Annotated in this window: 18 protein-coding genes and 1 pseudogene; 6 read left to right on the forward strand and 13 right to left on the reverse strand. The window is 57.4% G+C overall.

What is annotated here, in order from left to right:
• The first annotated feature begins 48 nt into the window (after window positions 1-48).
• On the forward strand, window positions 49-1,851 hold the full coding sequence (locus tag LC093_RS06465; RefSeq protein WP_226663378.1) for a cytochrome-c peroxidase: 1,803 nt from the start codon (window positions 49-51) through the stop codon (window positions 1,849-1,851).
• 508 nt (window positions 1,852-2,359) lie between these two features.
• The gene (locus LC093_RS06470; protein ID WP_226663380.1) at window positions 2,360-3,238 is read left to right on the forward strand and encodes a hypothetical protein; all 879 of its coding nucleotides are present in this window, start codon (window positions 2,360-2,362) and stop codon (window positions 3,236-3,238) included.
• A gap of 66 nt (window positions 3,239-3,304) precedes the next feature.
• Here LC093_RS06470 and greA read toward each other — a convergent pair whose 3' ends face one another.
• The 7 genes and pseudogenes from greA to dapB form a co-directional block, all read right to left on the reverse strand.
• Window positions 3,305-3,781 carry a transcription elongation factor GreA gene (gene greA / locus LC093_RS06475; protein WP_226663381.1) on the reverse strand — a complete coding sequence of 159 codons (477 nt, stop codon included), beginning with the start codon at window positions 3,779-3,781 and terminating at the stop codon, window positions 3,305-3,307.
• A gap of 117 nt (window positions 3,782-3,898) precedes the next feature.
• Entirely contained in the window at window positions 3,899-7,129 is a 3,231-nt protein-coding gene (gene carB / locus LC093_RS06480; protein ID WP_226663389.1) for a carbamoyl-phosphate synthase large subunit, read from the reverse strand.
• A 125-nt stretch (window positions 7,130-7,254) separates the two neighbouring features.
• Entirely contained in the window at window positions 7,255-8,391 is a 1,137-nt protein-coding gene (carA, locus tag LC093_RS06485; protein ID WP_226663821.1) for a glutamine-hydrolyzing carbamoyl-phosphate synthase small subunit, read from the reverse strand.
• A 450-nt stretch (window positions 8,392-8,841) separates the two neighbouring features.
• Window positions 8,842-9,396 carry a YfiR family protein gene (locus tag LC093_RS06490; RefSeq protein ID WP_226663390.1) on the reverse strand — a complete coding sequence of 185 codons (555 nt, stop codon included), beginning with the start codon at window positions 9,394-9,396 and terminating at the stop codon, window positions 8,842-8,844.
• A 456-nt stretch (window positions 9,397-9,852) separates the two neighbouring features.
• A complete protein-coding gene (gene rimK, locus LC093_RS06495) occupies window positions 9,853-10,767 on the reverse strand; it encodes a 30S ribosomal protein S6--L-glutamate ligase (RefSeq protein ID WP_226663822.1) in 915 nt (304 codons plus the stop codon).
• Window positions 10,768-10,851: 84 nt separating this feature from the next.
• Window positions 10,852-11,253, reverse strand: a pseudogene (locus LC093_RS06500) (ATP-dependent zinc protease); the annotation flags it as partial.
• A gap of 30 nt (window positions 11,254-11,283) precedes the next feature.
• On the reverse strand, window positions 11,284-12,093 hold the full coding sequence (dapB, locus tag LC093_RS06505) for a 4-hydroxy-tetrahydrodipicolinate reductase (RefSeq protein ID WP_226663391.1): 810 nt from the start codon (window positions 12,091-12,093) through the stop codon (window positions 11,284-11,286).
• Window positions 12,094-12,324: 231 nt separating this feature from the next.
• Between dapB and LC093_RS06510 the strand changes: the two genes are divergently transcribed.
• On the forward strand, window positions 12,325-12,768 hold the full coding sequence (locus LC093_RS06510; protein ID WP_226663392.1) for a hypothetical protein: 444 nt from the start codon (window positions 12,325-12,327) through the stop codon (window positions 12,766-12,768).
• A 65-nt stretch (window positions 12,769-12,833) separates the two neighbouring features.
• Here LC093_RS06510 and dnaJ read toward each other — a convergent pair whose 3' ends face one another.
• The 3 genes from dnaJ to grpE form a co-directional block, all read right to left on the reverse strand.
• Window positions 12,834-13,958 (reverse strand): molecular chaperone DnaJ, encoded by a 1,125-nt coding sequence (gene dnaJ / locus LC093_RS06515; protein WP_226663393.1) that lies wholly within the window; start codon window positions 13,956-13,958, stop codon window positions 12,834-12,836.
• A gap of 161 nt (window positions 13,959-14,119) precedes the next feature.
• On the reverse strand, window positions 14,120-16,051 hold the full coding sequence (dnaK, locus tag LC093_RS06520; protein ID WP_226663394.1) for a molecular chaperone DnaK: 1,932 nt from the start codon (window positions 16,049-16,051) through the stop codon (window positions 14,120-14,122).
• Between the two features lie 250 nt (window positions 16,052-16,301).
• Entirely contained in the window at window positions 16,302-16,895 is a 594-nt protein-coding gene (grpE, locus tag LC093_RS06525; RefSeq protein WP_226663395.1) for a nucleotide exchange factor GrpE, read from the reverse strand.
• 291 nt (window positions 16,896-17,186) lie between these two features.
• Here grpE and recN point away from each other — a divergent pair, with 291 nt between their 5' ends.
• Window positions 17,187-18,839, forward strand: coding sequence for a DNA repair protein RecN (recN, locus tag LC093_RS06530; RefSeq protein WP_226663396.1), 1,653 nt, complete (start codon window positions 17,187-17,189; stop codon window positions 18,837-18,839).
• 140 nt (window positions 18,840-18,979) lie between these two features.
• The gene (locus LC093_RS06535) at window positions 18,980-19,573 is read left to right on the forward strand and encodes a 1-acyl-sn-glycerol-3-phosphate acyltransferase (protein ID WP_226663397.1); all 594 of its coding nucleotides are present in this window, start codon (window positions 18,980-18,982) and stop codon (window positions 19,571-19,573) included.
• A gap of 85 nt (window positions 19,574-19,658) precedes the next feature.
• Here the strand turns inward: LC093_RS06535 and fur are convergent, their stop codons facing one another.
• A complete protein-coding gene (gene fur / locus LC093_RS06540; protein ID WP_226663398.1) occupies window positions 19,659-20,069 on the reverse strand; it encodes a ferric iron uptake transcriptional regulator in 411 nt (136 codons plus the stop codon).
• A gap of 319 nt (window positions 20,070-20,388) precedes the next feature.
• Between fur and LC093_RS06545 the strand changes: the two genes are divergently transcribed.
• Window positions 20,389-20,736 carry an outer membrane protein assembly factor BamE gene (locus tag LC093_RS06545; protein WP_226663400.1) on the forward strand — a complete coding sequence of 116 codons (348 nt, stop codon included), beginning with the start codon at window positions 20,389-20,391 and terminating at the stop codon, window positions 20,734-20,736.
• A gap of 8 nt (window positions 20,737-20,744) precedes the next feature.
• Here LC093_RS06545 and LC093_RS06550 read toward each other — a convergent pair whose 3' ends face one another.
• Together LC093_RS06550 and LC093_RS06555 are read right to left on the reverse strand one after the other, a co-directional pair.
• Window positions 20,745-21,083, reverse strand: a complete 339-nt coding sequence (locus LC093_RS06550; RefSeq protein ID WP_226663408.1) for an RnfH family protein — start codon at window positions 21,081-21,083, stop codon at window positions 20,745-20,747.
• Entirely contained in the window at window positions 21,080-21,520 is a 441-nt protein-coding gene (locus tag LC093_RS06555; RefSeq protein ID WP_226663410.1) for a type II toxin-antitoxin system RatA family toxin, read from the reverse strand. Before LC093_RS06555 ends, LC093_RS06550 begins: the two co-directional genes overlap by 4 nt.
• Window positions 21,521-21,637 lie beyond the last annotated feature (117 nt).

A 21,637-nucleotide genomic window follows, 5' to 3' on the forward strand; every position in this document is an offset into this window, starting at 1 on the left:
TGGAAACCGTGCAAAGTCACATGACTGAGTTTTATCAAGGAGACGATCATGAATCGTGAAAGATTCAAATTTCGACAGATACTTTTCATTTCTTCCACTTCGCTTCTGCCATTTCTATTCAGCCAGGGCGCTTTGGCACAGCAAGAGGAACATGTGAGGGATCTGGCCCTAAAACTTCTTGGTAAACATGTCTTTTATGATACGGAGCTGTCCAACCCGAAGGGGAACCAAGGCTGCGTTTCCTGTCATGAACCTTCCGCCGGTGGCACCAGTGCTTTCTCTGATATTAATGCAACCACGGTTGTAGTTCCTGGTGCAAATGGCGGGGTCGGAACGCGCAGAGCGATTACAAATATGTATGCGAGCTTCGTCCCGCCGTTCAGCCCAGACTGCAAACCCAACACCCTGCTCAGCCCGTATTGCGGTGGGAATTTCTGGGATGGACGGTCCGAAGGGAAGATTCCTGATTTTGCAGCCGATGGTACATTTCCCGCGCCGCACCTGGACGCAGAGGTTTTCTACGATATTGAAAGCCCCCAAATTACCGCCTATAGCAAATACTTCGGCCCAACGTCAGATCAGGCCCTGAACCCGATGCCGAGTATTGTCGAGCAGAATGTCGCCGAAGAAGATGTCTGCAAGCGCGTTGCCGCATCTGAGTATCGAACCCTGTTTAAAGTGGCATTTGGCAAGGAGATCGATTGCCGCTACACAGAAGCCAGCCCCTATAAATATCCGGGATTTACGCACTACAACATATCGTTCCGACGACTGATGCTGGCTGTTGGTGCTTTCCAACACAGCTGGGATATCAATTCATTCACTTCCAAGCGAGACTTTGCGCTCAGATCGGAGCTTGCCTGTGTTGAGCCCGGCCATGCAGAGTTCTACGATATGGAGTTCTGTGAAGAGCTCTCCTACGAGATCATGGAGAGCGGTAACGGAAAATCGGAGGCCGGTAAATTTCCGTTACTATTGCTGACAGACGCAGAAAATTTTGGGCATGATATGTTCTATAACGTGCCACACTTTGCCGGCAACCTCGGCGTAAGTAATCCTGACCGGAGCATTCCGGCGGCGGCTTGCGCCTTCTGCCACAGCAACACGCCCACAACCCCCGTATTTACCCCTCCGTTCTTCAGCCTGGGCGACGACGGCTCTGAGCTGTTACAAACCTATGCAGATCACGCATACCACAACATCGGCGTTCCCTATAATCCACAGATCCCTGTTCCAGAGGGTGAAGATTCTGGGCTTAACCGAACGCATATGCCGGCCGTTCCCAACGGTGGTTTCCGCAGCCCCTCACTGAGGAACCTGACAAAAGGGCTTTCGCCTGAATTAAGTAAGGCGTATATGCACAATGGTTTCTTCAAAAGTATTGAGACCGTGGTAAATTTTTACAACACGGCCAGTACAAAGCCAGTATGCCCCACGCCGCTTCTTCCCGAGCTATTAACGGAAGAATACGCATTGGCGAATAACTGCTGGCCGGTGCCAGAATTCACGAATAACCTCACTAGAGGAACCCTGATAGGCGATCTAAACTTGAACGCGGAGGACGAAGCAGCGCTGGTCTCCTACCTAAAAACACTGGACGATCACTACTCCTCAGAGCCCCCGTTCATCTTCGAGCGAAGAGCATTCTTACCGGCTCTGGTTTCCATCGGCGGCAATTACAGACCGAGACCGGCCTCACCGGCGGCAACACTATTCTCTTACGAAGGTGAGTGGCTTATTCGCGAGTGTAACAAGATGTACCTTGGCGACGGGGTTACACCGATCAGCGTATCCGCAGGCAGTGGTTGCAGCATGACAAGTATCCTGCAGGTACTTCAGGGAATCTGGTGATACAAAGCCTGGAATTCAGGTTTTGAATTGACTATTAAAATACTTTCACAGCCCCGCCTTTGCGGGGCTTTTTCATTTCAAAGTCCAATACGCAAATCAACATCTGGTCCGATCCATTAATGGCAAAACATATCGAATTTAAATTAGCCCCACACATCGTTTCAGCTCAAAAATCAGTACTTTACTCCTAGATCTTCACTACTTCCCTCCTATGGAAGAGCGCCAAAAAAGCAGCGAGACTCTATATACGACGGAACATTATTCACGACCCAATGCAGTTACAGGGAAGTTTTCACATGATCCGAGCTATTACGCGAAAAAAACTCAACGTTATCGCGCAACCCTCACTCTCTCCCTATCCTGAACACATTCATCACAATTGCATTTTCACTACCCGTGAACTAAGCCGTGCACCCCATATGGTACTGGTCTAGTGCCATCCAATATCGGCGTGACTTTGCTGATATTCCTTCGACGTCCGAAACCCAATGCAGTAATGGAGACACTCATGAAGACGTTAACCCCGATCGCAGCAGCCCTTCTACTCAGCGCCAGTGGCGCCGCGTTTGCCGGCGGTAACTATGCGGAACAAACCCAGAGCGGCGTAGGCAACAGTGCCACCGCAACCCAGGCTGGATTCTTTACCATCAACAACGGAATCCTTCAGAATCAATCCGGCTTCTTCAACAATGCACACGCGACTCAGTCTGCAGAATATGGCAGCCTGATCAACCAGCAGCAAAGTGACGCATTTAACTACTCATCCGTGCAGCAAAGCTTCGGTGCGGGCAATATGGCCATCACTGGCCAAAGTGGCTGGTTCAACAAAGCCCACATTTCACAGACGGCCCAACTCGGTAGTACCGCACTGGTTCAGCAATCCGGCCTCGGTAACAACGGATCAATCTATCAGGTACTCGGCGTGGGCAATGATGCAATGCTCACTCAGTCGGGCGCATTCAACCACGGCAGTATTTCACAGGTGCTGAGCATTGGGTCGAGTGCTACCGGCACCCAGGATGGCCTGGCCAACAGTATGCATGCCACCCAGGCCGGATATAGCAACGTCCTGACTATGCTGCAGGCCAATGGCGGCTTTAACAGCATGGATGTGGAGCAGGTGGGCATTGTGAACATCGCTGCTGTTTCACAGTTCGGCTGGGCGAACAAGGCGCATGTCGGCCAGTATGGGCTGCTTAACAACGTTATGGTGTCCCAGAACGGGCTGCTCAACTACACCAATGTGCACCAGCTTGGCATTGGGCACGATGCATTCGTTGGCCAGAACGGCGCCTTTAACAAGGCCCTGGTTTCACAAACCGGTCTTCTCGAGACTTCAGTGCAGTCACAGGTTGGTATCGGCCACACAGCGGTTGTGGTGCAATAAGTACCCGGCTGAAAAAAAAAGGGCGGCCATCTGGCCGCCCTTTTTTAATTGCTGCCGAACACCGGCTCAGAGATGCTCTACCGCATCAATCTCGTACTCCACCGAACCGGATGGGGTATTCACTACCACGATGTCTCCAACCTCTTTACCGATCAATGCACGGGCAATCGGTGAATTCACAGAAATCTTGTGGTTTTTCACATCCGCTTCGTCATCGCCGACGATCTTGTAAGTCACTTCCGCATCGTTTTCCATATGGATAATCGTCACGGTGGTACCGAAAATCACTTTGTCGGTCGGCTCAATCGCTTTGACGTCGATAACCTGTGCCATGGAAAGCTTGGCTTCGATATCCTGGATGCGACCTTCGATAAAACCCTGTTTTTCCCGAGCAGCGTGATATTCGGCGTTTTCTTTCAGGTCGCCGTGTTCACGGGCTTCGGCAATCGCCTGCACTACAGCCGGGCGCTGTACTTTTTTCAGGTCTTCCAGTTCTGCGCGCAGGGTCTCTGCGCCTTCAACGGTCATTGGTACGCGGTTCAAGGGAACCTCCAGAATCTCAGTGTTTTTTATCAGTGTTTCTTCAACGAAAAAGCTCTGCCATCAGGCAGAGCTTTATGAATAAGCCACCCCGGGAGGTGGCCGGCAACAAGTTCTCTATCAGCCCTGCAGGCGCACGACGCGCTGGTGCAGATCCTGCAGTCGACGAACCTTCAGTGGTTCTGCATTTTCCATCGCCATAGCCATAGCGCGAGCTGCGGCCAGGGTGGTGGTGTAGCAGACCTGATGATTTTCGGCGCTGCGACGAATATCGGCAGAGTCACGAATCGCCTGACGGCCTTCGGTGGTATTCACCACCAGTGCAATCTCGTCGTTCTTGATCATATCGACGATATGCGGCCGGCCTTCGCTCATCTTGTTCACCGTTGTAACGGTAATGTCGGCATCTTTCAAGACCTTGGCGGTACCGCGGGTTGCCACAAGCTCGAAACCAAGCTTGGAGAGCTCGCGTGCTACGTCCACCACACCGGGCTTGTCCACATCACGCACGGAAATGAACACTTTCCCGGATTCCGGCAGTGCATCGCCGGCGCCCAGCAGGCTCTTGTCAAAAGCTTCAGCGAAGGTTTCGCCCACACCCATGACCTCACCGGTGGATTTCATTTCCGGGCCGAGGATCGGGTCGACTTTCGGGAACTTGTTGAACGGGAATACCGATTCCTTAACGGAGTAGTAGTCCGGCACAATTTCCGCGGTAAAACCCTGATCCGCCAGGCTCACACCGGCCTGGCAACGCGCAGCGATTTTCGCCAGCGAGGTGCCTATGCATTTGGAGACAAACGGTACAGTACGGGAAGCGCGCGGGTTCACCTCGATCACGTAGATCTCGCCGTCCTGGTAGGCCAGCTGGGTGTTCATCAGGCCCACGACGCCCAGTTCACGCGCCATGGCTTTCACCTGTTCGCGCATTTTGTCCTGTACGTCTGCAGGCAGGCTGTACGGCGGCAGGGAGCACGCGGAGTCACCGGAGTGTACGCCGCACTGCTCGATGTGCTGCATGATCGCACCGATCACCACATCCTTACCGTCGGAAACTGCGTCGATGTCCACTTCGATGGCGGAGTGCAGGAAGTGATCCAGCAGTACCGGTGCCTCGTCAGAGACTTCCACCGCTTCTTTCATGTAGGTCTTGAGTTCGTCTTCTTTGTAAACGATCTCCATCGCGCGGCCACCCAGTACGTAGGAAGGACGTACAACCAGCGGGTAACCCACTTCTTTGGCACGCTGAATGGCTTCAAACTCGGAACGCACGATGGCGTTCTGAGGCTGCCTGAGGCCAAGGCGCATAATCATCTGCTGGAAGCGCTCGCGGTCTTCCGCACGGTCGATCTGTTCCGGGGTGGTACCGATGATCGGCACACCTTCGGCCGCCAGGAAACGCGCCAGATTCAGCGGAGTCTGGCCACCGAACTGTACGATGACGCCTTCCGGTTTTTCCTTGCGTACGATTTCCAGCACATCTTCCAGAGTTACGGGCTCGAAGTAGAGGCGGTCGGAAGTGTCGTAGTCGGTGGAAACGGTCTCCGGGTTACAGTTGACCATGATGGTCTCGTAACCGTCTTCGCGCATCGCCAGTGCCGCGTGTACGCAGCAGTAGTCAAACTCGATACCCTGGCCAATGCGGTTCGGGCCACCACCCAGAACCATGATTTTCTTCTTGTCAGAAGGCTCGGACTCACACTCTTCATCGTACGTGGAGTACATGTAAGCGGTGCTCGTGGCGAACTCGGCCGCACAGGTATCCACACGCTTGTATGAAGGGAATACGCCCATCTTGTGGCGGAATTCGCGCACAGTCTTCTGGCTCACGCCGAGCAGGTCTGCCAGGCGCTTGTCGGAGAAGCCCTTGCGCTTGAGGAAGCGCATGGTCTTGGCGTCGAGCGCGGAAGTCGGCATGTACTTCAGCGGCTCTTCGATATCCATCAGTTCCTTGATCTGCACCAGGAACCAGGGGTCGATGCCGGAGAGTTCATACACTTCGTCAACGCTCATGCCCATGCGGAAGGCATCGCCCACGTACCAGATACGCTCGGCGCCGGCCACAGACAGCTCGCGGCGCAGGCGCTCTACAGAGCCCACTTCCGCTGCATCCAGTTTCGGCTCGAAACCGAAGGAGCCCACTTCCAGGCCGCGCAGGGCTTTCTGCAGGGATTCCTGGAAGTTACGTCCAATCGCCATAACCTCACCCACAGACTTCATCTGGGTGGTCAGGCGCGCATCGGCTTCACCGAACTTCTCGAAGGTGAAGCGCGGAATCTTGGTAACAACGTAGTCGATGGACGGCTCGAAGGACGCCGGGGTTGCACCGCCAGTGATGTCGTTCTGCAGCTCATCCAGGGTGTAACCCACTGCCAGCTTGGCCGCGACCTTGGCGATCGGGAAGCCGGTAGCCTTGGAGGCCAGTGCAGAAGAGCGGGATACCCGCGGGTTCATTTCGATCACGACCATGCGGCCGGTCTTCGGATCCATACCGAACTGCACGTTGGAACCACCGGTTTCCACGCCGATCTCACGCAATACCGCGATGGATGCATTACGCATCAGCTGGTATTCCTTGTCGGTCAGGGTCTGTGCCGGCGCCACGGTAATGGAGTCACCGGTGTGCACGCCCATCGGGTCGAAGTTCTCGATGGCACAGACGATGATGCAGTTGTCGTTCTTATCGCGAACCACCTCCATCTCGTACTCTTTCCAGCCGAGCAGGGATTCGTCGATCAGCAGTTCGTTAGTGGGGGACAGGTCGAGGCCGCGTTTGCAGATTTCCTCGAACTCCGGCCAGTTGTAGGCCACACCACCACCGGAGCCACCCATGGTGAAAGACGGGCGGATAATCACCGGGAAACCGAACTCTTCCGGTACCTTCTTCGCCTCTTCCATGGAGTGCACGATCTTCGCGCGCGGAGTCTCCAGGCCGATGGCTTTCATCGCCTTGTCGAACAGGTCGCGGTCTTCCGCTTTCTCGATCGCGTTCTTGTCCGCGCCGATCAGCTCACAGCCAAATTCTTTCAGTACGCCATGCTTGTCCAGCGCCAGGGCGCAGTTCAGCGCCGTCTGACCGCCCATGGTGGGCAGGATCGCATCGGGGCGTTCTTTTTCAATGATCTTGGCTACGGTCTTCCATTCCACCGGCTCAATGTAGGTCGCATCGGCCATGGATGGATCTGTCATGATGGTGGCGGGGTTGGAGTTCACCAGGATTACCCGGTACCCCTCTTCGCGCAGTGCCTTACAGGCCTGGGCACCGGAGTAGTCGAATTCACAGGCCTGGCCGATAACGATGGGGCCGGCACCGATGATCAGAATACTTTTAATGTCTGTGCGTTTTGGCATCTTTCTTCCGTTTCACGCCGGAGTTAACCGGCGGATAAAATTCTGGTCTTTACCGTAGGAGCCTGCTTGCAGGCGAATGATTCGGTTCGCCTGCAAGCAGGCTCCTACGCGGGAGAGAGCTTCGCTTAGCGACGCGCTTCCATCATTTCGATGAATTGATCGAACAGCGGCGCCACATCGTGCGGGCCAGGGCTCGCTTCCGGGTGTCCCTGGAAGCTGAACGCTGGTTTGTCCTTCAGGCGAATGCCTTGCAGGGTGCCGTCAAACAGCGACTTGTGGGTAACTTCCACATTCTCCGGCAGGGACGCTTCATCCACTGCGAAACCGTGGTTCTGCGCGGTGATCATCACCTTGCTGCTACCGAGGTCCTGCACTGGGTGGTTGCCACCGTGGTGGCCGAATTTCATCTTCGCAGTCTTGGCGCCTACCGCCAGGCCCAGAAGCTGGTGGCCCAGGCAGATACCGTATACCGGCAAACCGGTACCGAGGATTTCCTTGATCGCCGCAATCGCGTAGTCGCAGGGCTCGGGGTCGCCGGGGCCGTTGGACAGGAATACGCCATCCGGATTCATTGCCAGCACTTCAGAAGCCGGAGTTTCCGCCGGTACTACAGTGATGCTGCAGCCACGATCCACCAGCATGCGCAGGATATTGCGCTTCACGCCGAAATCGTAGGCCACGACTTTGTGAGGCTGTGCCGCCGGCGCGGGCTTGTGCCCCTGGCCCAGCTCCCAGGTGCCTTCATTGAAGTCGTACTTCTCTTTGGTGGAAACGACCTTGGCCAGATCCATGCCCTTGAGGCCGGCAAATTCGCGGGCCTTGGCCAGTGCGGCTTCCTTGTCGATGTTCTCACCGGCAACAATGCAGCCGCTCTGGGCGCCTTTATCGCGCAGGATGCGGGTCAGGCGGCGGGTATCGATGTCGGCAATGCCGACGATATTGCGTGCCTTGAGGTAGTCTTCCAGCGACTGCTCGCTACGGAAGCTGCTGGCCAGCAGCGGCAGGTCGCGGATAACCAGACCGGCAGCCCAGATGTCAGAGCACTCTTCGTCTTCACTGTTGGTGCCAGTGTTGCCGATATGTGGATAAGTCAGGGTAACGATCTGGCGGGCATATGACGGGTCAGTCAGGATTTCCTGATACCCGGTCATGGAGGTGTTGAAAACCACCTCGCCAACGGTTGAACCTTCAGCACCAATGGCTCGGCCGTGAAATTCACTGCCATCGGCGAGCACCAGCAAAGCCGGGGTAGTGCTGGGCATCAGGGATTCCGGCGTGGGAACAGCGTTGTTCAATTCAATCTCCAGTCGTCAGAACGGCTCTCGGGCGGGGTGAGTGCACAGCCTGGGCTGCGGTTGCACCTGTAACTTTTTACCGGGTGCCTCTTATAAAAAAGCGAGATGAAACTTCTGCTTCATCTCGCTTCTTATAAAATTCTTCACGCGCGGTTCTCAAAGCTAACAAGCAAAGGCTTCCTGGGTTAACCAATCTCGGATCGGCCTAGGGGCTCTCACTGTTTGGCCGGCAATTGCCGCCGGCACTAAAAACGGGGCGGGAAAGCCACGGGCCCTGCATCTATGGCCATTGCGTTAACCTCAAATTAGTTACGCAAAATTGGCGCGGGCGACTACGGTGGGACCTTTCCAAGCCGGGCGCAGATTCTACGGGAAAACGGCCGCGACCGCCAGTATAAATATGCGTCAACTACGCAATCAGGGGCGACCCTCCAGACTCACCTGACGGCTGAGTCGAAACAGGCTGTTACCGACCTTCAGTTCTGCCCGATCCAGGCGGGTCTTGTTAAGCTGAAGCGCCATGCTGGCACCGCTGCCGGCAAACTCGATCATCCCCCCAAGCACGGCAAAGCGGGATTCATCACTGATCGTGAGCACCGGGAAAAATTCCAGTGCGGTGACCACTTCAGCCAGGTGCACATGGTCCATACCGCCCATGACGACGATCTGGCAGCTACGGGCGCGCATTATTTCACCCTTGCTAATTTTCTCGACGGCCACCATCCGCCCCTGGATACGTCGGTGCTGCATACGCTCGATCAGTAGCGCGGCCACTTCAACTTCGCCCATCAGGCAAATTCGAAACGGTGCGCCAGTGCCATTGAACACCTCAATGGGCCATTGCACGTGATGCGCAAAGTGGACGATGTAGTCCACCATCACCTGGCGGCCGGTGTCGGTATCGGAAACCTGCCCGGCAAGCGCTTTTGCGGGCAAGATGAGGAAACACAGGAATAACAGGGAAGCACCCATGAGGCACCCGATTTGTCCGGATGCGGCCTGGCGCGGATTGGGATTTGGGAATCTGAATATAGACATGTCTGGCGGTTACCAACTGCTGGGCCCCGCGCCGATAACGCTTTCCGTTACCGGGACGAGGCCCAACAAGATTAGTACCGCTACCGCCGAGCCACCAATGGCTTAACGGCAGGTGTGCGCCAAATTAAAAGCATCGCCCCTTGCGGATTCAACGCCACCTCGATCGCTCTGTGGCGGTGTCGCTACCGGGTGCGGTCTTGCGAGACACGAGCTAGGCGCCCCCCCTTAACACATCCATGGGGGCTCTTCCGCGAGGTGGCCCAGCCGCTCCATGTATTCGCGGCGCCTTCGGCCCCTCTCGCGGAAGGTCTCGCAAGACCGCACCCGGTACCAACACCTTCGCCCACAACCACATCAGTCATATGAGCAGTATGGCGACTCGAACAGGCGTTACTCGCTCTGCTCAACACCACCAACAGTAGGATGCCATTTCAGCGCCTTCTCGATCGCCATAATCATGGAGCCGGCCACATCCTTGCGCGTGGCGCTTTCGATCCCTTCGAGGCCCGGAGAGGAGTTCACTTCCAGCAGCAGCGGCCCTTTTTTGGAACGGATGATATCCACTCCCGCCACTTTCAGCCCCAGCACCTTGGCCGCCTTGATCGCCAGCTTGCGCTCTTCCGGCAGAATCTTCACTACCGACGCCGTGCCACCCTGATGGATATTGGCACGGAACTCACCCGGTGCCGCTTCGCGCTGGATTGCGGCAAATACTTTGCCATCCACCACAAACAGGCGCAGATCCTTGCCCTGGGCCTCGCGAATAAACTCCTGCACCAGCAAGTTCACTTTCAGGGATTTGAACGCATTGATCACGGATTCCGCCGCTTTACGCGTTTCCGCCAATACCACCCCACGGCCCTGGGTACCTTCCAGCAGCTTCACGATCAGCGGCGCGCCGCCCACCATTTCAATCAGCTCATTGGTATCCATCGGCGAGTTTGCAAAACCCGAGATCGGAATATTCAGCCCGCCTTCCTGCAGCAGCTGCAGAGAGTAGAGCTTGTCCCGCGACTGGCTGATCGACTGGGAACCGTTCAGTGCATATACCCCCATGCTTTCAAAGTGGCGGGTCAGCGCGCAGCCATAAAACGTCTGGCTGGGGCGAATCCGCGGAATGACCGCATCCAGATTGTTGAGAATGCGCCCGTCGCGGTAATGCACCTCCGGCTCCGCGGCATCCAGTTTCATATAGCACTGGCGAATGTTCAGGAACGTCATACGGTGGCCGCGCTCGGCCCCGGCTTCCATGATGCGCTGATTGCTGTACAGATCCGGGTTGGAAGCCAGTACGCCGATACGCAGGCCGGTACCAGCGATATGGTGCTCATCCCGGTAGTATTCTTCGAGCTGGCTGGGCGGCATTTCCCCAAGACAGAAACTCTCAGACGGATCCACCAGCATACGCCCCATCATCGCCTCACGGCCGAGCAGCATGCGGTAGCCCATGGAGTCGCGATTGGTCAGCGTGAGCTCGATATCCCAGACGCTGCCACCGATACTCAGGCCGGTCTTGATCACGATACGCTTTTCCGAGTCGCCGGATGAACTCCGCACCGTACGGCGATCCAGTACCCGCGCCTCGCAACGCACCCGCGGGCGACGCAGGTTCTGCAGCGGGTGCGCCTCAAAACTTACCCACGGCTCACCATTGCGAGTGAATGTCTGGATGTTATAGGCGTGCAGACAGGATGTCTTAGCGCCTGAGTCCACACGCGCCTTGATCGCAGGAATGCCAAGACCGGGGAATGCGCACCACTCCTCACTGCCAACAATGATTTTTTTGTCCAACCTGAACTCCTGAAGAAAAAATGGCGTTTCTTATTTGAGCGCCAGTACGTCGCGCATATCGTAATGTCCCGCTGCGCGACCATTTAACCAAACCGCCGCGCGTACTGCGCCGCGGGCAAACGCCAGACGACTGCTCGCCTTGTGGGTAATTTCCACTCGCTCGCCGTCGGCAAAAAATGACACCGTGTGCTCACCAACCACATCGCCGCCGCGCACCGTCGCAAAGCCGATCGTTTCACGCGCTCGCGCTCCAGTCTGGCCTTCGCGGCCGTAAACTGCCACCTTGGCAAGGTCCCGTCCCAGTGTATCGGCCACGACTTCGCCCATGCTGAGTGCGGTGCCAGAGGGCGCATCGACCTTATGGCGGTGGTGCGCTTCGACAATTTCAATATCCACGTCGTCGCCCAGTACGCGCGCGGCCGTTTCGAGCAGGTTAAAGCACAGGTTTACGCCGGTCGAAAAATTGGAGGCGAAGCACAGTGGCGTCTTGTCCGCCGCACTCAACATCTCGGTCTTCTCCTCAGGCGTGAAACCGGTAGTACCGATCACAATGGCCTTGCCGTGTTCGGCACAGTAGGCCGCGTTTTCGATCGTCGCCTGGGGTGCGGTGAAATCGATCAGCACATCAAAGTCGGATTGCTCAAGGCTATCGACAATCGCGATGCCATTGCGGCCAAGGCCGGCCACTTCGCCGGCATCCGCTCCGACCAGGCTCGATCCCGGACGCACGATCGCCGCCGACAACTCGGCCTTCCCAGTCTCCTGGGCCTGCTTCAGGGCCTCCGCCAGAGCCCGCCCCATACGCCCGCCAAAACCGGTTACTGCCACTTTTACTGTCATCGCACTTCCTCCTGATTCCGGCGACTGAATACGGTTGATCACCGCACGGGAGCCCTGGCGGCCACTTGGCGGCGAAAGGCGCGGATTCTACATCGTATCCGTTACAGGAGAATACTCGGTCCTTGCGGATTTACCGGAATTGTCCCGCAGTGCGAATGACTGGCCGGTGCTTCTTGCGCCAGCGGATCCGTCGTCTAGGCTTTCAGTATCAAGTTGATTGGAGCGCCAAGCATGCACGCCGAAGCCCGCGAACCATTCTGGTCCTCTTTCTCTGCCGCGCTGTGCGCCCTCCTCCTGTTTAGCATCGTTTCCACTGGAAATGCGGCCGAAAGTGAGGAATTAAGCGACGACTTCTGGGAAAAATATGCCGACATCAATGACTGGGTCAGCCTGCGACTGAAGCTCACCCCGGAGCAGGAAGACAAGGCCGTGCCGATTCTCGAGAAGAACTTTGAGCGCAAGATCGCCGTACTGAAGGAATACGGCTTTGAGCCCGATAAAAAGCCGGACCTGAGCGAACAGCAGAAGGAAGAGATCGATGCGAAGTTCATCGCGATCCGTGCAGCCACACGGGCGGAGCTGGTCAAAATACTCAATCCGGAACAGCTGGCCGAACTGAAAAAGATCCAGCAGGAGTTCCACGAGGGGTTCCGCAAAAAGCTCCTGGACAAGTGATATAAAAAAACCCGGGAAAATCCCGGGTTTTTTATCGCTTCAATTCACAGCCAACGCTTTCAGAATCAGAGCTTCATATCACCAAAGAAGTTCTTCACCCCTTCAAACCAGCCGGTCTGACGCGGTGAATTTTTCTTTTCACTCAGGGTACCGGCAAACTCTTCCAGCAGCTCTTTCTGCTTGGAAGTCAGGTTAACCGGGGTCTCCACCACGACACGACACAGCAGGTCGCCGGGAGCACCGCCGCGTACCGGGGTTACGCCCTTGCCGCGCAGGCGGAACAGCTTGCCAGTCTGGCTCTCCGCCGGGATCTTGAGTTTGACCTTGCCGTCGAGGGTCGGCACTTCCATCTCGCCACCGAGCGCCGCGGTCACGAAACTGATCGGTACTTCGCAATACAGGTTCTTGCCGTCGCGCTGGAACAGGTCGTGCTCGCGCACCATCACCTGCACGTACAGGTCACCGGCAGGCCCGCCGTCCGGTCCGGCTTCACCTTCGCCGGCGAGACGAATACGGTCACCAGTGTCTACGCCCGGCGGCACCTTGACCGACAGGGTCTTGGTTTCCTCTACGCGGCCACGGCCGTGACAGCTGGTGCAGGGATCACTGATGACAGTGCCGCGCCCACGACAGTTGGGGCAGGCCTGCTGTACAGAGAAGAAGCCCTGCTGCATGCGCACCTGACCGGCGCCACCACAGGTACCACAGGTTTGCGGCTGGGAGCCGGCCTTGGCGCCGGAACCGTGGCAGGTGCCGCAGTTGGCCAGGGTCGGTACCTTGATCTTGACCGTGGTGCCGCGCACCGCGTCTTCCAGATCCAGCTCCAGGTCATAGCGCAGGTCGGAACCGCGCTGTGGTCCACGGCGGCCGCCACCGGCACCGCCACCAAAGATATCGCCAAACACATCACCGAAGATATCGGAGAAGCCGCCGAAGCCACCGGCACCACCGTGCCCAGCCTGCCCGTCGACACCCGCATGGCCAAACTGGTCGTATGCTGCGCGTTTCTGTGCGTCAGAAAGGACTTCGTAGGCCTCGTTGGCTTCCTTGAATTTGTTCTCCGCCTCTTTGTCGTCTGGGTTGCGGTCCGGGTGGAACTTCATGGCTACCCGACGGTAGGCTTTTTTCAGTTCTTTTTCGTCCGCGCCCTTGGCTACACCGAGGACTTCGTAGTAATCGCGTTTGGACATAACTCTGTGTGTTCTATTTAAACTGCATAAGGCGCGAGAGCCGTATCAAACCCCCGCGCCTTTTTATATCACCCTGTAGGAGCCTGCTTGCAGGCGAATGAAGCGCCTGTGGCGGTTCGCCTGCAAGCAGGCTCCTACGGGGTTAGATTGCAAGCAAGCGCTTACTTGTCTTCTTTCTTGTCTTCTTTGACTTCTTCGAACTCAGCGTCCACTGCGTCGTCACCACCGGACTGGGCCTGTTCGGCCTGTTCCGCTGCCGCTTCACCGGCCTGGGCCTGCTCCGCGTACATCTTCTGAGCTACCGGGCCAGAGGCTTCGGTCAGCTTGGTGGTGGCGGCTTCCATGGCGGCCTTGTCGTTGCCTTTCACGGCTTCTTCCGCTTCCGCCAGGGCTGCGTCGATCGCGGACTTTTCTTCCGCAGTCGCCTTGTCACCGGCTTCTTCCAGAGTCTTCTTGGTGGCAGAGATCAGGCCGTCGAGGGTGTTGCGGGTGGTTACCAGCTCCTCGAACTGCTTGTCCGCTTCGGCGTTGGCCTCGGCGTCCTGAACCATTTTTTCGATCTCGTCATCGGACAGACCGGAAGAGGCCTTGATCACGATGGACTGCTCTTTACCAGTCGCCTTGTCTTTGGCGTGCACGTGCAGGATACCGTTGGCATCGATATCGAAGGTCACTTCGATCTGCGGCATGCCGCGCGGCGCCGGCGGGATGTCGGCCAGGTCGAAACGACCCAGGGACTTGTTCTGTGCCGCCTGCTTGCGCTCACCCTGTACCACGTGAATGGTCACAGCGGTCTGGTTGTCGTCCGCGGTGGAGAACACCTGGGACTTTTTGGTCGGGATGGTGGTGTTCTTGTCGATCAGCGGAGTCGCAACGCCACCCATGGTTTCGATACCCAGGGTCAGCGGAGTTACGTCCAGCAGCAGTACGTCTTTCACGTCACCGCCCAGAACCGCACCCTGAATCGCTGCACCAACGGCGACCGCTTCGTCCGGGTTCACGTCTTTACGCGGCTCTTTGCCGAAGAACTCGGTTACTTTCTGCTGTACCAGCGGCATACGGGTCTGGCCGCCCACCAGAATCACTTCGTCGATACCGGAAGCAGACAGGTCTGCGTCCTGCAGGGCAATTTTTACCGGCTCCAGGGAGCGGGTTACCAGGTCTTCCACCAGGCTTTCGAGCTTGGCGCGAGTCAGTTTTACAACCAGGTGCTTCGGACCAGTGGCGTCTGCGGTGATGTACGGCAGGTTCACTTCGGTCTGCTGGCTGGAGGACAGCTCGATCTTGGCTTTCTCGCCCGCTTCTTTCAGGCGCTGCATGGCCAGGGGATCGCCTTTCAGGTCGATGCCCTGCTCTTTCTTGAACTGCTCGGCCAGGTAGTCGATCAGGCGCAGGTCGAAGTCTTCACCACCGAGGAAGGTGTCACCGTTGGTGGACAGTACTTCAAACTGCTTCTCGCCATCGACGTCGGCGATTTCAATGATGGAGATATCGAAGGTACCACCACCCAGGTCGTATACCGCGATGGTGCGGTCACCACCAGCCTTGTCCATGCCGTAAGCCAGCGCAGCCGCGGTCGGCTCGTTGATGATGCGCTTTACGTCCAGACCGGCGATGCGGCCGGCGTCTTTGGTGGCCTGGCGCTGGGAGTCGTTGAAGTAGGCCGGTACGGTGATGACTGCGGCGTCCACTTTCTCACCGAGGAAGTCTTCCGCGGTTTTCTTCATCTTTTTCAGCACTTCGGCAGAGATCTGCGGCGGTGCTTTCTTGTCGCCCTTCGCTTCTACCCAGGCGTCGCCGTTGTCGGCTTCAACGATGGAGTAAGGCACCATTTTGATGTCTTTCTGCACAACGTCGTCTTTGAACTTGCGGCCGATCAGGCGCTTTACCGCAAACAGGGTGTTGGTCGGGTTGGTCACCGCCTGACGCTTGGCGGACTGGCCTACCAGTACTTCGCTGTCGTCAGTGAATGCAACGATGGAAGGCGTAGTACGATCGCCTTCAGCGTTCTCGATTACACGTGCCTTGTCGCCGTCCAGTACCGCCACACAGCTGTTGGTGGTACCCAGGTCGATGCCGATGATTTTTCCCATTGGTTCTATTCCTCACTTTACCGCGCGCCGGAATCTGTCCTGGCTGCGCACGTTTGTATTCGGTTGCTGCTTATATTGGTGCCGCCGTTTGGTTTTCAAGGGCAGTACCTACAAATCTCGTTTCTATAGCGGCACAGGGAAGTGCCGCTCGCAAAACAACGCTTGTCGTTGATTTGCGGGAGCCCGGTGCGGACATGTGCCGCAGCGGGTGTCTTTGCTGCAATTCATGGATGAATTGCAGCAAACTGAATCATGGCGCCTTGCTGACGACGACCATCGCCGGACGTACCAGGCGGCCGTTCAGGCGATAACCTTTCTGGAACACCTCCAGCACGGTATTCGGCTCGACGTCGCCGTTGGGTACCTGAGCCATGGCCTGGTGCAGTTCGGGGTCGAAGGGCTCGCCTGCCGGGTCGATCACTTCCACGCCGGACTTGGTCAGGGTGTCGATAAAAGACTTCTGGGTCAGCTCGATACCTTCCACAACCGCTTTGTGCGCTTCGTGTTCGCTGTCGATGGTGGCAATGGCTCGCTCAAGGTTGTCCACTACCGGCAGCAGATCCTTGATCAGTTTCTCAACGCCAAATTTGTGGGCCTTTTCCACATCCTGCTGGGCGCGGCGACGTGCGTTCTGCACATCTGCCTGGGCGCGCAGCACCATGTCTTTGTGCTCAGCCAGCTGCTGGTGCAGGGACGCGATCTCCGCTTCCTGCGCACTCTCGCCCGCCAATTCCTCATGCAGAGCTTCTTCCGCGGCGTGCTGCTCTTCAGCACTCGGGCTCTCTACTTCTGCGGCCTGCTCGCCGGTCTCGATCTGCTCTTCTTCGCTGCGCTCTTTGGCCACTGCTGTCTCCGTCTGTGTCCGTGGGCTACTGCCAATAAAGTCGAATTAGTTGATCCAGAGCCCGCAGGGCGCTGGATCTGGTGATGCTCAGCTATATGGGGGCGGCCCTGCGCACTTCAAGTAACAACCGCCATTACCGCTTCACATGTGCTCCTGAAGGCAGGGTAATGTGCCCCTGCCAGCTCCGCGATTCGCCAACCGGGGCACATTCAGCCCCGCAGTTATTGAAAGCCCGGCGCCAAATACTGTATAAACAACCACTACTCGAATGGCCATAGAAGCTATTTTCTTATGTTGCTGCATCTGTCTATCAGCCAGTTCACCCTGGTCGACCAGCTGGAGCTGGAATTCGGTCCTGGCACCAGCACCCTTACCGGGGAGACCGGCGCCGGTAAATCCATCACCCTGGATGCGCTCGGACTCGCCCTCGGCGACCGTGGCAATGCGGAGCTCGTGCGCGCCGGTGCCACTCGCGCGGACATTCACGCTACCTTCGATGTCAGCGCTCACCAGGAAGCGCGCGACTGGCTCGAAGAGCAGGAGATGGACGCCGGCCGCGAAGTAATCCTGCGCCGCACCATCAGTGCCGACGGGCGCTCACGGGCCTATATCAACGGCCAGCCGGTAACCCTGCTGCAGCTGCGTACCCTGGGCGAACAACTGATCGATATCCACAGCCAGCACGAGCACCAGTCGCTGCTGAAGAAGGAAACCCATCGTCGCCTGCTGGACGAGTATGCCCACGCCGAGGCGCTGGGCGCCGAAGTGCGTATTCACTTCAAGACCTGGCAGGACCAGTACCGCCGCTACCGCAAGCTGGCAGACAGTGCCGAAGAAACCCAGGCCCGCCGCCACCTGCTGGAGTACCAGCTGGAAGAGCTGGACCAGTTGGCACTGAGACCCGGCGAGCTTGAAGAGCTGGAAAGCGAACAGCGCCAGTTGGCCAACGCCGGCGATATCCTGAGTGGCAGCTACCAACTGGCGGCACTGCTGAATGGCGGTGAGGGCGATATCGCAGAACAGATGCATCGCGCCCTGCAACTGGTCAGTGCCATGCCGGAGCAGAGCCCGGCGCTGGTCGAGGTAGCGCAGATGCTCGACAGCGCGCGCATCCAGATCGACGAAGCCGCGGGAACCCTGTCGCGCCATATTGACCGCTTTGAAATGGACCCGGAACGCCTGGCTGAGGTGGAAGAGCGCCTGTCCGCGATCTATTCCATCGCCCGCAAGCACCGGGTACAACCGGATCAACTGCCCGAGCTGCAGCAGCAGTGGCAACAGGAGGTGGATGAAATCGGCGCGCCTGACGCGCTCGACAAGCTGGCCGCCGAATGTGAACGACTGGAACAGCAGTTCCGCAAAAGCGCCGCCAAACTGACAAAGCAGCGTACTGCGGCCGCCCGGAAACTCGCAGACGCGGTGAACGCCCAGCTGGCGGACCTGGCCATGCCCCATGCCCGCGTAGAGTTGGCACTTACTGCGCTGGAGAAGCCCACGGCTACTGGACTTGAAGAAGTGGAAATACTGATTTCCACCAACCCCGGACAGCCCCCGCGCGCGCTGGGCAAGATTGCCTCCGGTGGCGAACTGTCCCGGGTCAGCCTGGCGATCCAGGTGGTTACCGCGCAAACCTCCCGCACCCCCACTCTCGTGTTCGATGAAGTGGATGTGGGCATCGGCGGCGCCACCGGCGATGTTGTTGGTCGCCTTTTGCGGCAACTGGGGGAGCGCGGCCAGGTCATCTGCGTCACTCACCTCGCCCAGGTCGCGGCCCGTGCCCACCGCCAGTACCTGGTGGAGAAGCACAGCGATGGCGAAGCAGCGTTCGTCGCATTGCGTGAACTCAAGGACGCAGAGCGCAGCACGGAAGTTGCCCGCATGCTGGGCGGCGAACCTACGCCACAGTCTCTGGCCCACGCCGAGGAAATGCTGAGCCGTGCCTGAGCGGTCACAGAAAAACCACCTGTAATACCTGCTACAGACCGAAATTGACCGAAAGCGGCAGTAGATTCACTTTATACTGCCGCGCCTTCGTTCAGGATCCCGGGGCTACACTCCCGGAAAGCAGTTAATTCGGTTACAGCATGCAAATTACCATCTTCAACACCCCCATCCTCACGCCCGCCCTGCGCCTGGTCGCACGACTGCTGCTGAAGCTGCACGGCTGGAAAGTCGTAGCCGACGAGCGCGCACTCAAGCTGAAAAAGTACGTACTTCTGGCAGCGCCGCACACCTCCAACTGGGACGGCTACTTTTTCATACTCGCGGCGCTTAAGCTGAAGGTGAACCCGCAGTGGATGGGCAAAGACAAGCTGTTCAAATTTCCCCTCGGCCATACCATGCGCTGGTTTGGCGGTATCGCGGTGGATCGCAGTAAAGCCAACAACCTGGTGGAAGCCACGGTAAACCAGTACAACGAGCGTGAAGAGCTGGTGATCGCGGTACCGCCAGAGGGCACCCGCGGCCGCGCCGAGCGCTGGAAAACCGGCTTTTACCACATTGCCCGCGGTGCCGCAGTGCCGGTGGTGTGTGGTTTTATCGACTTTTCCAAGAAGGAAGCGGGCCTGGGGCCGGTGATGGAGATGGGTGAGAACCTGGCCAAAGAGCTGGCGCGGTTTGGGGCTTTTTATGCCAGCAAGGTCGGCAAGTACCCGGATGACTACACTGCACCAATTTAAACGATTGCACGTAGCTCGTTATCGCGCACTAATACTGAAAACGAAAAAGGGTGGCCGAGGCCACCCTTTTTTGATCACTGAATAATCAGCTTTCTTTCTTCTTCACATAAAGCACCAGGCTGTGCCCGGTCAGCTCATAGCCGTGTTCTTCGGCGATCTGGTGCTGAAGCTCTTCGATCTTCTCATTGTGGAACTCGATAACCTTGCCGGAATCGGTGCACACCATATGATCGTGGTGGTCGCCACGGTCCAGCTCGAACACCGAGTGGCCACCATCAAAGTTGTGGCGCATCACCAGGCCCGCACTTTCAAACTGGGTCAGCACCCGGTAGACGGTAGCCAGTCCCACATCTTCTCCCGCCTCCAGCAGCATCTTGTACACATCTTCCGCACTCAGGTGCTGCTCGTTGGCGCTTTCCAGCAGCTGCAGGATTTTGACTCGCGGTAGGGTGACTTTGAGGCCTGCTTTACGCAGTTCCTGATTTTCATTCGACATGGGTAATTACTTTCCGGGTGTATGCTCGTATTCATTGGTCCGCGCCTGTCGGCTGGCGGACAGTTCGGGTATTATCCACGCACAGTGAAGGCAGCGGAACCCCACTTTTCAATCAGGCCACCGCGGCTGATTGGTCACAAAACGCTCTGAAAGGGGAAACTTGGCCGGATCTTCGGCACCTTTCGCGGGGGGCGCTGTCCTAGGGAGCGCTGAGCTGACGGTTCCTGCAAGCCCGACGACGGTGTCGGCGGGCAAGTACAGAAGCTACGCTGTTCCGGACAATGTTGGATCGAAATAAAAATTCAAGATGGAGCAATCAATGCCATCAGTTGTAAGAATTCTCGCTATCGCCGGCCTTGTTGGCCTGATCGGCGGCTGTGGCCTGTTAAAATTCCCCGGCGTACACCGTATCGAGGTACAACAGGGCAATATCATTACCCAGGAAATGGTGGATCAACTGAAGCCGGGCATGACCCGTCGCCAGGTACGCTTCGTACTGGGTACTCCCCTGGTTGAAGATACCTTCAACCCAAACCGCTGGGACTACATCAATCGCGTGCGCAGCCCCAAGGGTGAAGAGACCCAGAAGCGCTTTACCGTGTACTTCAACGGTGAACTGCTGATTGCCACCAGCGGTGACTGGCAACCCGCCGGCTGGCCGCGCTAAGGCGTAAACTATTCGGCCCCGCTCTCCCGGGCCTGCCGCTTCGCTTTTTCTGCCCGCTGCTTGCGCGCCTCTTTGGGGTCTGCGATCAGCGGGCGGTATACCTCCACCCTGTCTCCCGGCTGCAAAACATACTCCGACGCCACAGCCAGCCCCTTGGTCCCCAGCGCCTGCCCGAAAATGCCAAGCTTGACCGTTTGCGGATCGACCTCCGGATACTCCTTGGGGATACCCGACAGCGCCAGCGCCTGCAGCGCGGTAGTACCCGGCTCCACCAGCATACTGATCAGGCGCTGTTCGTGTGGCAATGCATACACCACTTCCACGGCAATGGTTTTCTGGTTGGTCATGAAGCAACTCCATAAATCTGCTTGGCCCGCTCGCACATGGCGTCCACCATCTGGTTGGCAATGCCACTGAACAGTTTGCCCGCGGCGGCACCAATGAGACGGTTCCTGGCACTGAAACTCAGGGCAAACGCCACTTTGCAGGCGTTATCTGCCAATGGCGTAAACGTCCAGGCGCCATTGAACTCGCTAAACGGGCCGTCTACCAGGGTCAGGTCCATGCGCGCCGGGCGCTGCAAGCTATTGCGGGTGATAAAGCTCTGGCTTATCCCTGCGCGCGCCAGATCCAGCCGCGCTTCCAGTGTGTGTTCATCCTGCTGAAGGATTTCAGCGCCGCGGCATCCGGGCAGGAACTGGGGGTAGCTCGCCACGTCGTTTACCAGGTCGAACATTTGTTCCGCGCTGAACATCACCAGCGCGCTACGTTCAATTTTTGTCATTGATCAAACCTTGCCCGACTTGAGCGCTTTTATTGCCTATCCTGTGTGGCAAAAGGCCATTTTGGACAGCGACGCTACTCAAGGCGGGTAATTCCTGCAACAATCGGTCTATTACTG

The sequence above is a fragment of the Microbulbifer aggregans genome (assembly GCF_020524005.1).
GTDB classification, from domain to species: domain Bacteria; phylum Pseudomonadota; class Gammaproteobacteria; order Pseudomonadales; family Cellvibrionaceae; genus Microbulbifer; species Microbulbifer aggregans_A.

Bases quoted from the DNA above. Each gene is read 5' to 3' on its own strand.
- LC093_RS06465 (WP_226663378.1), top strand. From the start codon at position 49: ATGAATCGTGAAAGATTCAAATTTCGACAGATACTTTTCATTTCTTCC.
- LC093_RS06470 (WP_226663380.1), top strand. From the start codon at position 2,360: ATGAAGACGTTAACCCCGATCGCAGCAGCCCTTCTACTCAGCGCCAGT.
- carB (WP_226663389.1), bottom strand. From the start codon at position 7,129: ATGCCAAAACGCACAGACATTAAAAGTATTCTGATCATCGGTGCCGGC.
- carA (WP_226663821.1), bottom strand. From the start codon at position 8,391: ATGCCCAGCACTACCCCGGCTTTGCTGGTGCTCGCCGATGGCAGTGAA.
- LC093_RS06490 (WP_226663390.1), bottom strand. From the start codon at position 9,396: ATGGGTGCTTCCCTGTTATTCCTGTGTTTCCTCATCTTGCCCGCAAAA.
- dapB (WP_226663391.1), bottom strand. From the start codon at position 12,093: ATGACAGTAAAAGTGGCAGTAACCGGTTTTGGCGGGCGTATGGGGCGG.
- LC093_RS06510 (WP_226663392.1), top strand. From the start codon at position 12,325: ATGCACGCCGAAGCCCGCGAACCATTCTGGTCCTCTTTCTCTGCCGCG.
- dnaJ (WP_226663393.1), bottom strand. From the start codon at position 13,958: ATGTCCAAACGCGATTACTACGAAGTCCTCGGTGTAGCCAAGGGCGCG.
- dnaK (WP_226663394.1), bottom strand. From the start codon at position 16,051: ATGGGAAAAATCATCGGCATCGACCTGGGTACCACCAACAGCTGTGTG.
- recN (WP_226663396.1), top strand. From the start codon at position 17,187: ATGTTGCTGCATCTGTCTATCAGCCAGTTCACCCTGGTCGACCAGCTG.
- LC093_RS06535 (WP_226663397.1), top strand. From the start codon at position 18,980: ATGCAAATTACCATCTTCAACACCCCCATCCTCACGCCCGCCCTGCGC.
- fur (WP_226663398.1), bottom strand. From the start codon at position 20,069: ATGTCGAATGAAAATCAGGAACTGCGTAAAGCAGGCCTCAAAGTCACC.
- LC093_RS06545 (WP_226663400.1), top strand. From the start codon at position 20,389: ATGCCATCAGTTGTAAGAATTCTCGCTATCGCCGGCCTTGTTGGCCTG.
- LC093_RS06550 (WP_226663408.1), bottom strand. From the start codon at position 21,083: ATGACCAACCAGAAAACCATTGCCGTGGAAGTGGTGTATGCATTGCCA.
- LC093_RS06555 (WP_226663410.1), bottom strand. From the start codon at position 21,520: ATGACAAAAATTGAACGTAGCGCGCTGGTGATGTTCAGCGCGGAACAA.